Here is an 11,818-nt window from a genome sequence, read left to right as displayed (position 1 = left end):
GCTTCCCTGACGACGAGCAGGCCCGTCAGGAGTTTCTGAGCGGCAGCGACTCCTACGACGGCGACGGCACGGAGAACGACAACAGCAACAGCGACTTCGATATCATCGAAGGCGACGACATCGGCGGTGACAACAGTCTCGACAGCAACCAGTCCGCCGCCGAGGACTTTGCCGAGCGGGTGGCGTCCGGAGAGATCGACGGCCACGCTCCCGATAGCGAGGTGAACGCTGTGCTTGTCGACGGTGACCCGGTGGCCGTCGCAGCGACAGAGCAGGAGATCGAGGACGCCGGCGGCGCGGTCTACACCACGCAATCGGGCGGGTCCGGACCGTCCATGCCGTCGCTCCCGTCGCTGTCGTCCCTGTCGCTCCCGTCGACGGGCGGGTCGACGCTGCCGACCGGGTCGGTCGCTGCGGCGGCGGTCGCCGCGGTCGCACTGGTGGCCGCGCTCGCAGGAGGTGACGCCTGATGTCGTCGCTCGGCGACGCGAACCAGGACCAGCGGCCACGCATCGACGGCGACACCGACATCGAGGAGGACGACCTGGAGCTGCCCGTCGACGTCGACCCGGCCCCCGCGAGTCAAAATCAGACGGTGACGAACCTGCGAGAGCAGATCACCACGCTGCAGTCCCAGATCACCGACCTGTCCAGTCAGTCCAGCAGCGACAGCGGACCGTCGTCGACGCTCATCGCCGCGGGTGTCGGCGTGGTCGTGGTCTTCATCGGACTGCTGAGGGGGACCTGACCGATGGGTGTCGTCGACACAGTCGTCGGTATCGGTCAGGCTCCCATCGAGCTTATCGCTCCCGGCGATCAAACCACGGGCGACGGCCCCGAGGGAGCCGCGCGTGAGCTTGAGGACGACATCGACAGCGGAGTTCAGGGCTTTTTCGGCGACCTGCTGACTGAGCGACCCGCTGGAGAGGACGACAGCATCAACCTGCCCGGTGGCAGTCTGAACGACTGGCTCGGACCCGTGAACGCGAGCGCGCCGGGAGAGGCGGACCCTGCAGGCGACGGCAACCGGGACCCGAGCGATGCGGGCGGGTGGAACATCGGCCCGCGCCGGCTCTTTCAGATGGGGCTGGTGCTGGCACTCGTCTACGCAGTCGGGCAGCTGTTCAGTTTCAACTTCAACGTGGGTGACAGCACGTCATGAGTGAGCTGACCGACGCCCTGATAACGGTCTTAGGTCCGGAGACGGGCCTAATCCTCGTTATCCTGCTGGGGGCCGACTGGCTGCAGACTCGGTATCTCAGCCAGCAGGTCGGGCAGGTCCGGGACCGCGTGAAGCGCGTCGAAGCGGTGCATCTCGAAACCGACGGTGGTGTCGAAGATGATTGACAGCGCGCCCGCGTGGGCGTCCCAGCAGGTGACGCTTCCGCTGTGGGCCGTGCTCGTCCTGGCCGCGTACAGCAACCGGCGCATCATCGAGATGCTCGCGAAGGCGAAGGGCGGTGTCCCGGTCGGGGGGCGGCGTGATCGGGCCGACGGCGACGGCGGTGGGTCACCGTGACGGGTTGGTCCGACGTCGACGATCACGGCGCTCCTGGTCTTCGCGATGCCTGGAGGCGCGCGCCGGATGATCCCCCGCTCGTGTTCGCGACCGACGTCGACGTCCCGATCGGGCTCGTCGAGGACGAGGTCGACGTCGACGAGTGCCGGTGAAGATGTCACTCGCTTTTTGGAATTTCCGGAAACGACCCTCTTAGACCTATATCCATCCCTGCAGAACTTTAGAGTCGGACGAACCGATGTTTGCCACCAAGCAAAGACAGCGATTCAGTCCGATTACCCCACCCAGCAGGATTATTGATCGAGGTCGACGTCCTGAGTTGCGTCTTCCAAAGTGTCTCGAACCCACTGAGAGAGTGATTTATCTTCTAAGACCGCGGCCATTCGCGCCTTTCGTTTCAATTCGCTGGGACAGTCCACTCCGATGTGGTCGTCGTATTTTTCTTCGTAGCTCAGTTCTTCCTCCGGGGCAGTGCTCATAGTTTACCATATATGCTCCACGTCCTAAATCCTTCAGGATGAAGGGACCGATACCCCCAATTACTTGTATCCTTAGGTCTTTAGGATTTCATGTAGATGCCACCAAGCAAAGACAGCGGTTCCGCGAACGTCGGCGGCGTGATTCCGGTGTCGTGGAAGACCGCTATGGACGACAAACGGCGGTCTGAGTGGGCAAACTCAGACCGGGACGACCCGCGCAGCAGGTCCGCGATGATTCACGATGCCGTAGAGCTATGGCTGTCCGTTCAGAAAGCGCAGGGTAACCTGCCTCAAGAGGCTGCTGACGACGTTTCCGGTCTTGACGCCGATGAGGTACTATCGCGTCACGGACTGGCAACGGTAACACCTAAAGATCAAGAACTGGAGGCTGAAGCCTGATGCGCCCCCTTTTTTCGCAGACCCGGAGTAGGCAAACCCTACCCGACAGTAAGCGGTGTCTGAGGTGGTCGGCATGAGCGACGACAGCGACGACGAACCTGTCGACGTTGACCCCGAGATGTTCGAGCGCGGGCTCGAAGCCCTGGAAGCGGCTGAATCTTCTCTCGAAGAACTCGGCGAGGAGATTCACGATATCGACACCGGCCTTACGCACAGCGACACGGTGGCACTGCTGTATGGCCGTGCGAACTCCCTCAACAAGACCGAGATACGCGACGGTTTTGACACGCTCGAAGACATCCGCTCGAAGAAAACGCGCACCCTGCTGAAGCGACTCATCGCCGACCAGTCTTCAGAGCTAAACCTGAAGGAAGCGGATGCGTTCCTGGACGAACTGGACCGACTCGAACGCCGCTACGGAGGTGAGTCGGAGTGACTGTATTCGACCTGCTGATGCCGGTCCTTCGACACACGGCAGTGACTCATCTGAAGCGCGGAGTCACCAACGCCCTGCAGTTGGTCGACGCCGTCGACGCCGCCGGGGGTGACCCGCGGTGAGCGGAGTCGGCCCACGTCCCGAGTCCGGCTGTAACTGCATCCACCTCCCGCCGTCATCGAAGTGTGTCGAGTGCCGCAAACAGACCACCGGCCTCGATGTCCAGGTCGTCGCCGACGGCGGTCGCGACGACTGGCACTCCTGCGACGACTGCGGTGCGCAGTATCGCGACGAGGACGCCGCCGACGCGTGCTGTGCCGCTTCGATTCTCCGGGGGTTCCTTCCATGAACCTCACCCACACCGGACTGGGCTACGAGTACTTCCGCGATCGCGCGGGCGGGGAAGACGTCACCGTCTACGTTCACCAGCTGGTCGCGCTCCTACACGACGACATCTCCCCGGCCCAGGTGTTCGCTCCGGACCACGACGTCCACCACGTCAACCATATCCCGTGGCACAACACTCCGGACAACGTCGAACTTCGCGAAGCGCGCGAGCATCGGGTCGGACACCTCACCGGCGAGGTGACAGCATGACGCCCGACGACTGGCAGCTGCTCGTCGACGAGTACAATTTCTCCGGGAAGGTCAGCAGAACGCAACTGCAGGAAGCCGCGAAGTACTCGGAGGAACTCGAAGACATCTCGAAGCAGGTGGCCGACGACCACATCCCGACCGCGGTCGACGGCAACGTGCTCACCGTGGCATCGCTGCGTACCGATGACCCAGCCGAAGCGCTGGCCTTCCGGGTGATTCGATGACGCCGGAGGTGTCGACGCACATGGACCTCACGCAGCTATCGGACTTCAACCAATCCGGTCCTGAGATTCCGGGCCTCCCCGCCGCCGAGGTCGTAAAGCTGGACATTCTCGGGGAGCGAGACAACCAAACCGACACCTGGGACCGCGCGCTCGGCGTCGAGGCCGACGACGTGGCCCCCGGCTCTCGCGATGGCCTGTTTTTCGTCGAGGATTGGACGTGCATCCTCGTCACCACCGAATCGGGCGAGTGGTTCGGCTGGTGCGAGGAACAGACTAAGGAATCGGCCTGCGAACACCTCTGCGGTCTGGCTCAGTTGGACGTCATCGATGATATTGAGTTGCCCGAGGTGAGGTTTGCGTGAGCGCGACAGATACAGATTCTTCAGCAGACGCGAGTCTGAACGACCAGGCGCAGCGGATCATCGAAGCAATCGACCGACCGAAGCAACCCGACGACATGAGCCGCGGCGTCGACGGGTGGCTCCCGACGCTGGACCTGCCCGGCTTCGGCGACGAGTACGATTCCTGCGGTGACGACATCCCGCACTTCTGCGACGACTGCGGTCACACCTTTGCTGTGGGTCGAACGTGCAAGCGGTCGACCTGTCCACGATGCGCGCCCAAGTGGGTGACAGAGCGAGCGAAAAACATCGTGGCCCGACTCGACACCAACGCCCGGGTGCGCGCTGGCGAGATCGGCGAAGCCGTCTACAAGCACCACGTAGTCATCTCACCGCCGGACGACTGGTACCTCGAAGCCGACGACGTGCTCGACCGGACTCAGAAGGTCATCAAAGAGATCATGGAGATGATGGACGCCGAGGGTCTGGTCGCCTATCACCCGTATGCCGGCAAAGAGGACGCCGGCGAGACTCTCGGCGACGACCGAGGCGAGTGGAAGCGTCGACTGTTCAACGGTCGCCAGTGGGAGGGAGATGTGAAAGACGAGCTGAAGCCGCGCGGTCACTTCCACCTCGTCGTGACGAGCCCGCACATCCCGGGCGGCGAAGTGACGAAACAGGTCTGGGAACAAACCGGCTGGATTATCGACCGCATCACCAAACGCGGGGAGTCGTCGAAATCGCTAGACGACCTGGAGGACGTGGCCCGCGCAGTGACCTACACTCTCAGTCACACCGGCATCGACACCTCCGGAGAACGGAACGAAGCCGCGTACACGAAATTCGGGTCGACGTGGCACGACAGTTCTATCGAAGTCTACAGCGACACCGAGCGGGAAGCGCAGCGCGCGGTCGCCGAGGTCGCGCCGTCGACGCTCGGGATCGACCCCGACTCGGTCCGATGCAAACGCGAGGTGAAGGAGGAAGATCGGGCCGACGACAGTGTCGACACCCACGAGGGGGACAGCGACAGCAGCAGTACCGACGACCAGGACGACAGCAGTACCGAGGTCAACATGGTGGCCTGCTCCGGCGAGGTCCACGACATCGAGGCCGCGCCGGACTACCTGGAAGACGAAGACTGGAGAAATCGCGCGCCGTGCGCGGACGAACTCGTGCGGGCGTGGGTCGACTGGGAGAACGGGGACGGCTGGCCCGGCGGCTGATCGTATCTCACCCGCAGTGTTCTCAGGCAAAGCAGTGACGACTCTCTAAAGACCCTCGCCTTCCGTCGGCAAATAGCGGATAGTACCGTCGACTTTCCTCTCACGCCGGAGAAAACCGTTGTCGGACATCACATTGAGGCACTGCCTCACCATCCGTTCGGACGCTTCCGTTTCCTCGATAATCTTTTCGGGCGTCGTGGCCTCTCCCATCCTGGCGGTGTGCATCAGCGCAAGTGTCCAAACCTTGTCTCTCATAGTCTGTGAAGGCATATAGATTATATCTGCACGCGCAAACAGATATATGCCACGGTGTAGAAAGCGAGGGTGGGCCTTCTTTCACAGAGTAGATACGGACAGTAGCGGCCTTCTATCGCCCGAACACGAAGCTGGGCGGGATTTCGACCCCCGCACTTTCGCAAGGGGACAGCTTAGTGTAAGAGCGCGCGCGGGGCCGAAATTTTTGCGCGCCCGCCAGGGCGCGCTAGGACCGAGCGAAGCGAGGGACCCTGTTATCTTACCCTGCCTACCCGCGGCCCGGGGGGTGCTGCAGCGACGGCCGCAGCGCCGGCTGACGCCGGCGTGGGTCACCTCTCCTCCTCGTCGTCGACGGGCATCCCGAACAGCCACCACTTCGCGCGCTTCCCCAGTCCTGCCTCGCGGCGCCGCTGCTCGACCGCGCGCTCCTCCTGGACGTAGGTCGCGAGTTCGTCGACGTCGTCCTGCCGCTCGGACATCGCTTGGAGCTGTCGACGGAGATTGTCGGCGCGGGCCTCGGCGTGCTCGACGTCGGCCTCCAGGTCGTCGACGCGGTCGCGCAGCTCGCGATAGTCGTCGATCAACTCCCGCATCAACTCGCTTCGGTTGTCGGCGTCGAGGCGATCGTCGTCGTCGACCAGCTCGTCGAGAAAAGAAATCTGTCCCTCCCGCAGCGAGAACGATGTTTTTCTCATCACCGACCCGGTGCATCGCCGAACACAAATAGAATACTGCCGGTTCACGCTGGAACCGGACGTAATCCGTCAGTATTCAGGCTGTCACACCGACGGTTCCGCTGTTCACACCAGGGGTTCGACACCGCACACGTCCGGTTCTATGCCGATTCGCGGACATCAGTTACCTACCTCGTTGACGTAGGCCGCGAACGGGAACCCGACCTTCGCACCGAGCCACATCCAAAACTCGGTGTAGAGCCACAGGCCACCCATCCAGATGAAGACCTGCAGCGGTTGAGGCAACTGCTCGATCACGCCGACCCCCCCGTCGGTTCGTACATCTGCTCGAACGTATCGGCGTCACACGGGTAGAGTCCGCCGTCCGAGTCGATACACAGATACTCGCCGGCTTCGCCCTCGACGACGCCCTCCCGCGTGGGGATCGTCACGTCGACGGGCAGTTTCACCGCCCAGGTCGCGTGCGTCTTGCGATAGGTGTCCCAGGTCGCACCGTCGATTTCCTTGTTCGGGTTCACGCGTCGAGCACCTCCGGCCACGGCAGTTTGTGCTGCCGTCCCTTCGACTGGTGACCCGACTGGTTCCAGGCCACGTCGTCGTCGCCCCGATCGCGAAGAACTCCGGTCACAGTGGAGGGGTGCATCCGGCGCATCGCGACGGGTTGGTCGCCCTCGAACAGGACGAAGACGTACCAAGCGGTCTGACCCTCTGCCCCCTCCGCCCCGGCGATGCGACGGTGCGCGTCCTGCCACATCCGGAAGCGGCCCGTCACTTCACCGCCCGGGTTGTCGACGGCTCGATGTGTCGACCGACTTTCGTACTTGGTCCCGGTGTTCTGGTTCCGGCAGTCGAACCAACTGTTTCGGTTGTAGTGCTGGACGTCGTACACCTCGGCGGTCAGCAGCTCGGCGAACAGGCCGTCGTCACCGTCCGCGCGCTCGGCGATCTTTGAGAGTCGCCGGCGACTCACCTCCTGGCGGGGGTCAATTGTTGTCATGCGTACCGGGCCTCCGCTTTGACCGGTCCGAGGACCTGCCCGCTCATGTGGTGCAGGATGCCGGCGTAGGCCGGCGCGTCGTCGACTCTCCGGAAGTCGAACCCGTAGTCGCTCACGGCGCTCCGCTGCTCGGCGGACATCTGCCAGATAGCCCGATACCGGGACTGTCGGAGGGCTCGCTTGTCGTAGCTCGCTGGGTCCTGGGTGATTCCGCAGAACTTGATGCCGCGCTTCACGCCCTCGCTGGTGAAGTCCCGGATGGCGTCCCGCGGCGGGAGGTTCCCGTACTGCTTCTGAGACTGGGGCGCGAGTCGGTCGACCTCGTCGACGATGACCTGCATCGGCAGCTGCCGGTCGGCGCGGTCGGCGACGGACCACAGCCAGTCTTGCAGCTCGACGATTGCCTCGTTCCGGTCCGCCGGCAGATACTCGACCCGGAGGTCGTCGTTCGCAAGCGCGGCGCGGACGTCGTCTAGGTCGCGGGCGACGGTCCCCTCGACGTCCGGGACCCGATGCTTCCCGCGCTCGTTCACCCAGATGGACAGCCGCGGGGTCGTCGCGTGCAGTTCGCGCGCGAAGGATGTCTTGCCGGTCTGAGTCGCGCCGAGACACACGAGGTTGTGCGCGCCTTCGAGCGCGTCGGACACAGAGTCGGCCACGCTCATGATTTCACCTCGCTCAGTGCGGCTTCGAGGTCCGCCGGTCGCTCACTCTTAGACTCACCGTTCTGAGAGTTCTGAGAGTCCTGCGATTCACTGCTGCCGCCGTCCTGGTCCATCGGCTCTGCGAGGTCCAGCCACTCGGCGAGTCCGATGGTGATGTCGGCGACTGCGGGCAGGCCGTCGACGTCGACCATCTTCTGCAGGCCGCGGTAGACGCGATTCAGCCCACCGCGCTCTGGGTCATACGGTGCCTCGACGTCGTCTAGGTCCTTCTCCGGGCTCGTCGAAAACAGCAGGTCTTTGAGCTTCTCTGTTTTCGACGTTGACGACTCGGTCGGCGTCGACGTGCTCGAGCTCGGCTCACTGCTGGGTGGGTCACCCGTGCCACCGTCGACGGCGTCCGCGGCTTCGGTCGCAGCGTCGGGTTCGTCGACGACGTCGCTCGGATTCAGGTCCATTTGTACCTCCCTCCACAGTCGGTACAGCGATAGCGTTCGCCTTCCTCGTGCTCTCCGGGCGTCATCTCTGTGTCCGTCTCACAGTGCGGGCAGTCGACAGTCTCCGGTTCGTCGACGCCGTCGCTCTCCTCGACGTCGGGCTCGTCGTCTTCGATTGGCACCGGCCCGCCGAGTCCCAGGCCCGCACCGTCGGCGCGGGCGCGGTCGTCCTGATCGGCGTCGACCGTTGGCTCGGGGACGTCGTCGACATCCGGGGCCTGCTCGCCCTGACCGTCGACGAGATTGCGCGCTTGCGTGTACCCGATGCCCTGATGGTCGTCGTCTGCCAGACTCACAGCGTGAGCAATCACAGAGTTTCGCGGGTTATCGTACTCTGGCTGTGCAAACACCCTGTCACAGAACGGGCAGGTCTGAGACGACATCTCAGAGTCTCACCCCGAACGCGAACAGCGAGTACACGAACCAGACTGTGAACACAACGAGGCGAGTAATGCCGCGTTGAGCCCTCAGATAGCCCGGAATCACTACTGCCGACACTCCAGCGAAGTCAACTAAACTCATCGTAGGGCCTCTATAGATTATAGCCACAGAACAAGCAAAAAGCCGGTCCTCAAGAGTTCTATAGAGGTCTTGAGTTAGACGCGCTTTTGTGTATCACCCATAGCCTGAGCCGCACATGGCAGCCGAACCGACAACGGCGACGATCCCGTTTCTCGACATGAACGTCGACCTGACCGACCCGATGGCGGTCGTGACGGTCGCAGTATCGCTTATCGCAGGGTTCACCCTGTTCAACATGACCGACAGCATCGGCGCGATGCTCGCTAGCCGAGCGAACGGCGCGCTCGGGAACGTGCTGGGCGTCAACCCCGGCACGGGCCAGTCGTCCGACAACGGCCCGGGTGGTGTCTGAGATGCCCGGTGCAACGACACTCAGCCGGTACCAACAGTGGTACGACATCGGAAACAAGAAGTCCATCCCGGCGTCTGCGATGGACCAGAAAACCGTCGTCGCGGGGACCGAAATCACGGTCTTCGCGAAGCAGGTCGCACAGGACGAAATCCTGATGCACGGCCACGGGTCGCACCTGCGAGAGATCGCCCAGGCGTTCATCGGCCTCGACGTCGTCGCCACCGGGAACGGCGAGGCGTCCAGTGCGGGCGATCCTGTTCAGGGAGACGTCGTCCTGGCTATCACGAACTCGGACCAGACCCGCGTGCTCGCCGACGTCGAACTCGACTCGCTCTCCCAGCTGCGCGACTCTCTCAGTGAGTCCCGGACCGACCGGATCGTCGAGGAGCTGTTGACGCCGTACGCGAAGCCGGGCCGACACATCGAAGTGCGCCTTCGCGCGGACTCCGGGTCGGACGGCTACGAAATCGACCCGAGTGCATCGAGCGGACAACTGTACTACACTCAGGTTGACGCCTGAGGGGTCCAACCATGCCCATTTCTTCGCAAGACGAACGACAGGATAGCGTCCGCTTCAGTGGTACAGTCGAACCCGGCAAGAAGGAAGAACTCACCTACGACATCTCGAAAGGTGCGCGGGTCGAGGAGCTGCGGGTCCGCATCTATCGCGGTGCCGAACTGGACCTCGAAGTGTTCCCTTTCGTCGAGCGCGGCGCAGGTCGACGGGAGCCACTGGTGACCCTCGCCGGTCGCGAGGCGATCGTCGGTGACGCCGACTTCTTCGAGTTCCCGGTGAGCGTACCGGTCGACGAACCTCAGAAAGTCGGTGTCGAAGCCAAACACGTCGGCAGCGAGTTCCCGCTGGACTATCAGGTGACGATGGTTCTGGACTACGAGGGCGGCGTCGACCGTGGTCTGTTCTCGATGTTCCGGGGGTGGCTCTGATGGCGAGTGAACAGTTCTCTCAGGCCGTCCGCGGCAGCTCCGCTCAGCCCGTCAGTGTCGGACAGACGGGGTCGCTGGAGACCAACGACTACGACAACGGCAGCGGATTCGAGCACGACGGGACGAATTACCCGTACTCGGAGAACCCGGCGGAGACGATCCACGAGCTGATCCTGACCGAAGCCGGGGACATCGACATGGAGATCACGACGGTCGGCGGTGACACGTTCACCGTCCGGCTGTCCGGGTCGACCGGTGTGTTCAACCGCTGGAACATCGACGAAGTGACGTTCAAGGACCCGCGCGGGACCGCAGCGCCGGTGTTCGGGGGGTGGGCCGGTGAGTAACCTGTCCACGTCCCTCCCGAGCGTCACGGGATACGACTCGGTGGGAGACGCCGAGCCCGCGGACAAGGAGGCAGGGACGACGTGGTACGACACCAGCGTCCCGACCGGCAAGGTCTACACCGGCAGTCAGTGGGTCGAGGAGAGCGCGCCCGCGGGCGGCAGTGGTATCACGCTCTCTGGCGGGCAGTACGACGTCGCGACGAGCGACGGACTGACCATCTCGTCGGGTGCGGTCGCGCTGCTGCTGTCCGGTGACCTGACGATTGACGGCAACGGCGACCTCGCGCTGTCGTTCGACCCAGTCACCCAATCCGAGCTTGATAACCACTCGGGAGACTCGACAGCGCATCACTCCCGATACTCGGATTCGGAGGCTCGCACTGCTGTCGACGGTGCTAACGTCGACATAGCTGGTGACGCCGATACTGTGGACGGACAGGACGCTGGGGAATTCATCCAGGGCACCGGGTCCGATGAATCGGGTAACTATGCAGGCGACACATGGCTGCAAAACAGCACTGGCGGCGTTGTGTCTAATATGGTCTCAATCGACGCCAGCAACACTAACACACTCAAAATCAAAGACAGCGGAGGGACAACCTACGACCTCGAATCGGGGACAGCGATACGTCGGACCTTCATCCTGCCACCCGACTGGGAATGGAAATTTACCGGCAGCGACGACGGCGCGCTATCGACGTGGGTGCAAATAAAATGAAATCAATCACAGTCAAAGGAACCGGACAACTCTTCGGCGGTCGACCGTACTCGGTCGTCGTCGACGGCAGCATCGTTACTCCACCACCAAGCGATCAGGACGAGGTCAAAGGCAGTCGCGTCGAGGGAGAGATCGGCCAAGGCTCAGACACTTTCGAGATCCAGGGTCGGGTGACTAGGGCCGATCTGCCCAGTCATGCCGAGCTCTACGTCGACGGCCAGCAGGTCGACCCGGACAACCTCGGGGGGGCTGACTTGGGAGACTACAACCCTCCCGGACCCGATCCCGGGACTGACAATAATGGTGACCCGGGCGAGTCCATGGACACCAGTCTGCCGACTCTCCCGACCGTTACAACACGGTCCGCTCGGTCAGGAGGTGACGGTGGCGGTCTGTTGGCTATCTTGCTGGCAGCCGCCGCAGCCGCCGCCGTGTTCGTGGGGGTGGGCCAGTGAGCGCATCCCGGACGTTCGCGGAGGCGTTCCGACGCTTCCCTGACGACGAGCAGGCCCGTCAGGAGTTTCTGAGCGGCAGCGACTCCTACGACGGCGACGGCACGGAGAACGACAACAGCAACAGCGACTTCGATATCATCGAAGGCGACGAC

At 63.2% G+C, this 11,818-nt stretch carries 29 protein-coding genes; 20 read left to right on the top strand and 9 right to left on the bottom strand.

Annotated features, from left to right (window positions below; genetic code table 11):
• From VI340_RS19775 to VI340_RS19750, 6 genes are all read left to right on the top strand, one after another.
• The coding region (locus VI340_RS19775; protein ID WP_336359078.1) for a hypothetical protein at positions 1–470 on the top strand (470 nt) is incomplete at its 5' end.
• Positions 470–748: a hypothetical protein gene (locus VI340_RS19770; protein ID WP_336359077.1), complete on the top strand. Its 279-nt coding sequence runs from the start codon at positions 470–472 to the stop codon at positions 746–748. The genes VI340_RS19775 and VI340_RS19770, both read left to right, overlap by 1 nt.
• A gap of 3 nt (positions 749–751) precedes the next feature.
• The gene (locus tag VI340_RS19765) at positions 752–1,162 is read left to right on the top strand and encodes a hypothetical protein (protein WP_336359076.1); all 411 of its coding nucleotides are present in this window, start codon (positions 752–754) and stop codon (positions 1,160–1,162) included.
• Positions 1,159–1,347 (top strand): hypothetical protein, encoded by a 189-nt coding sequence (locus VI340_RS19760; RefSeq protein WP_336359075.1) that lies wholly within the window; start codon positions 1,159–1,161, stop codon positions 1,345–1,347. Before VI340_RS19765 ends, VI340_RS19760 begins: the two co-directional genes overlap by 4 nt.
• Complete coding sequence (locus tag VI340_RS19755; protein WP_336359074.1) at positions 1,340–1,519, top strand: hypothetical protein; 180 nt, start codon at positions 1,340–1,342, stop codon at positions 1,517–1,519. Before VI340_RS19760 ends, VI340_RS19755 begins: the two co-directional genes overlap by 8 nt.
• Positions 1,516–1,671 (top strand): hypothetical protein, encoded by a 156-nt coding sequence (locus VI340_RS19750; protein ID WP_336359073.1) that lies wholly within the window; start codon positions 1,516–1,518, stop codon positions 1,669–1,671. The genes VI340_RS19755 and VI340_RS19750 overlap by 4 nt, the downstream gene beginning before the upstream one ends.
• 141 nt (positions 1,672–1,812) lie before the next feature.
• On the opposite strand, the gene VI340_RS19745 is transcribed toward VI340_RS19750, so the two are convergent.
• Positions 1,813–1,998, bottom strand: a complete 186-nt coding sequence (locus VI340_RS19745) for a hypothetical protein (RefSeq protein ID WP_336359072.1) — start codon at positions 1,996–1,998, stop codon at positions 1,813–1,815.
• Positions 1,999–2,094: 96 nt separating this feature from the next.
• Between VI340_RS19745 and VI340_RS19740 the strand changes: the two genes are divergently transcribed.
• The 8 genes from VI340_RS19740 to VI340_RS19705 all read left to right on the top strand — a co-directional run bounded on the left by VI340_RS19740 (position 2,095) and on the right by VI340_RS19705 (position 5,221).
• On the top strand, positions 2,095–2,397 hold the full coding sequence (locus VI340_RS19740; RefSeq protein WP_336359071.1) for a hypothetical protein: 303 nt from the start codon (positions 2,095–2,097) through the stop codon (positions 2,395–2,397).
• Between the two features lie 73 nt (positions 2,398–2,470).
• Positions 2,471–2,833 (top strand): hypothetical protein, encoded by a 363-nt coding sequence (locus VI340_RS19735; protein WP_336359070.1) that lies wholly within the window; start codon positions 2,471–2,473, stop codon positions 2,831–2,833.
• On the top strand, positions 2,830–2,955 hold the full coding sequence (locus VI340_RS19730) for a hypothetical protein (RefSeq protein ID WP_336359069.1): 126 nt from the start codon (positions 2,830–2,832) through the stop codon (positions 2,953–2,955). The genes VI340_RS19735 and VI340_RS19730 overlap by 4 nt, the downstream gene beginning before the upstream one ends.
• The gene (locus VI340_RS19725; RefSeq protein WP_336359068.1) at positions 2,952–3,182 is read left to right on the top strand and encodes a hypothetical protein; all 231 of its coding nucleotides are present in this window, start codon (positions 2,952–2,954) and stop codon (positions 3,180–3,182) included. Before VI340_RS19730 ends, VI340_RS19725 begins: the two co-directional genes overlap by 4 nt.
• Positions 3,179–3,430 (top strand): hypothetical protein, encoded by a 252-nt coding sequence (locus VI340_RS19720; protein WP_336359067.1) that lies wholly within the window; start codon positions 3,179–3,181, stop codon positions 3,428–3,430. The genes VI340_RS19725 and VI340_RS19720 overlap by 4 nt, the downstream gene beginning before the upstream one ends.
• On the top strand, positions 3,427–3,654 hold the full coding sequence (locus VI340_RS19715; protein ID WP_336359066.1) for a hypothetical protein: 228 nt from the start codon (positions 3,427–3,429) through the stop codon (positions 3,652–3,654). Before VI340_RS19720 ends, VI340_RS19715 begins: the two co-directional genes overlap by 4 nt.
• Positions 3,651–4,016 (top strand): hypothetical protein, encoded by a 366-nt coding sequence (locus VI340_RS19710; protein WP_336359065.1) that lies wholly within the window; start codon positions 3,651–3,653, stop codon positions 4,014–4,016. Before VI340_RS19715 ends, VI340_RS19710 begins: the two co-directional genes overlap by 4 nt.
• Positions 4,013–5,221, top strand: coding sequence for a hypothetical protein (locus VI340_RS19705; protein WP_336359064.1), 1,209 nt, complete (start codon positions 4,013–4,015; stop codon positions 5,219–5,221). Before VI340_RS19710 ends, VI340_RS19705 begins: the two co-directional genes overlap by 4 nt.
• A gap of 45 nt (positions 5,222–5,266) precedes the next feature.
• Here the strand turns inward: VI340_RS19705 and VI340_RS19700 are convergent, their stop codons facing one another.
• The 8 genes from VI340_RS19700 to VI340_RS19665 form a co-directional block, all read right to left on the bottom strand.
• On the bottom strand, positions 5,267–5,476 hold the full coding sequence (locus tag VI340_RS19700; RefSeq protein ID WP_336359063.1) for a hypothetical protein: 210 nt from the start codon (positions 5,474–5,476) through the stop codon (positions 5,267–5,269).
• 329 nt (positions 5,477–5,805) lie between these two features.
• Complete coding sequence (locus VI340_RS19695) at positions 5,806–6,171, bottom strand: hypothetical protein (RefSeq protein WP_336359062.1); 366 nt, start codon at positions 6,169–6,171, stop codon at positions 5,806–5,808.
• A gap of 159 nt (positions 6,172–6,330) precedes the next feature.
• The gene (locus tag VI340_RS19690; RefSeq protein ID WP_336359061.1) at positions 6,331–6,468 is read right to left on the bottom strand and encodes a hypothetical protein; all 138 of its coding nucleotides are present in this window, start codon (positions 6,466–6,468) and stop codon (positions 6,331–6,333) included.
• Positions 6,465–6,689 (bottom strand): hypothetical protein, encoded by a 225-nt coding sequence (locus tag VI340_RS19685; RefSeq protein ID WP_336359060.1) that lies wholly within the window; start codon positions 6,687–6,689, stop codon positions 6,465–6,467. Before VI340_RS19685 ends, VI340_RS19690 begins: the two co-directional genes overlap by 4 nt.
• The gene (locus VI340_RS19680) at positions 6,686–7,168 is read right to left on the bottom strand and encodes a hypothetical protein (RefSeq protein ID WP_336359059.1); all 483 of its coding nucleotides are present in this window, start codon (positions 7,166–7,168) and stop codon (positions 6,686–6,688) included. Before VI340_RS19680 ends, VI340_RS19685 begins: the two co-directional genes overlap by 4 nt.
• Positions 7,165–7,833, bottom strand: coding sequence for a hypothetical protein (locus VI340_RS19675; protein ID WP_336359058.1), 669 nt, complete (start codon positions 7,831–7,833; stop codon positions 7,165–7,167). Before VI340_RS19675 ends, VI340_RS19680 begins: the two co-directional genes overlap by 4 nt.
• Positions 7,830–8,288 (bottom strand): hypothetical protein, encoded by a 459-nt coding sequence (locus VI340_RS19670; protein WP_336359057.1) that lies wholly within the window; start codon positions 8,286–8,288, stop codon positions 7,830–7,832. Before VI340_RS19670 ends, VI340_RS19675 begins: the two co-directional genes overlap by 4 nt.
• On the bottom strand, positions 8,279–8,623 hold the full coding sequence (locus tag VI340_RS19665) for a hypothetical protein (RefSeq protein WP_336359056.1): 345 nt from the start codon (positions 8,621–8,623) through the stop codon (positions 8,279–8,281). The genes VI340_RS19670 and VI340_RS19665 overlap by 10 nt, the downstream gene beginning before the upstream one ends.
• Positions 8,624–8,964: 341 nt before the next feature.
• Here VI340_RS19665 and VI340_RS19660 point away from each other — a divergent pair, with 341 nt between their 5' ends.
• Genes VI340_RS19660 through VI340_RS19635 form a run of 6 tightly spaced genes read left to right on the top strand, consistent with a single transcriptional unit; the run spans position 8,965 to position 11,666 of the window.
• Positions 8,965–9,201 carry a hypothetical protein gene (locus tag VI340_RS19660; protein WP_336359055.1) on the top strand — a complete coding sequence of 79 codons (237 nt, stop codon included), beginning with the start codon at positions 8,965–8,967 and terminating at the stop codon, positions 9,199–9,201.
• A gap of 1 nt (position 9,202) precedes the next feature.
• Positions 9,203–9,721, top strand: coding sequence for a hypothetical protein (locus VI340_RS19655; RefSeq protein ID WP_336359054.1), 519 nt, complete (start codon positions 9,203–9,205; stop codon positions 9,719–9,721).
• A gap of 11 nt (positions 9,722–9,732) precedes the next feature.
• Entirely contained in the window at positions 9,733–10,146 is a 414-nt protein-coding gene (locus VI340_RS19650) for a hypothetical protein (RefSeq protein ID WP_336359053.1), read from the top strand.
• Positions 10,146–10,493: a hypothetical protein gene (locus VI340_RS19645; RefSeq protein ID WP_336359052.1), complete on the top strand. Its 348-nt coding sequence runs from the start codon at positions 10,146–10,148 to the stop codon at positions 10,491–10,493. The genes VI340_RS19650 and VI340_RS19645 overlap by 1 nt, the downstream gene beginning before the upstream one ends.
• The gene (locus tag VI340_RS19640) at positions 10,486–11,211 is read left to right on the top strand and encodes a hypothetical protein (RefSeq protein WP_336359051.1); all 726 of its coding nucleotides are present in this window, start codon (positions 10,486–10,488) and stop codon (positions 11,209–11,211) included. Before VI340_RS19645 ends, VI340_RS19640 begins: the two co-directional genes overlap by 8 nt.
• The gene (locus VI340_RS19635) at positions 11,208–11,666 is read left to right on the top strand and encodes a hypothetical protein (RefSeq protein WP_336359050.1); all 459 of its coding nucleotides are present in this window, start codon (positions 11,208–11,210) and stop codon (positions 11,664–11,666) included. Before VI340_RS19640 ends, VI340_RS19635 begins: the two co-directional genes overlap by 4 nt.
• The last annotated feature ends 152 nt before the right edge of the window (positions 11,667–11,818 follow it).

This window comes from Haloarcula sp. CGMCC 1.6347 (genome assembly GCF_037078395.1).
Lineage (GTDB): Archaea > Halobacteriota > Halobacteria > Halobacteriales > Haloarculaceae > Haloarcula > Haloarcula amylolytica.
The sequence above is the reverse complement of the archived record's forward strand: the minus strand, read 5'-3'. Positions and strand labels throughout refer to the sequence as shown.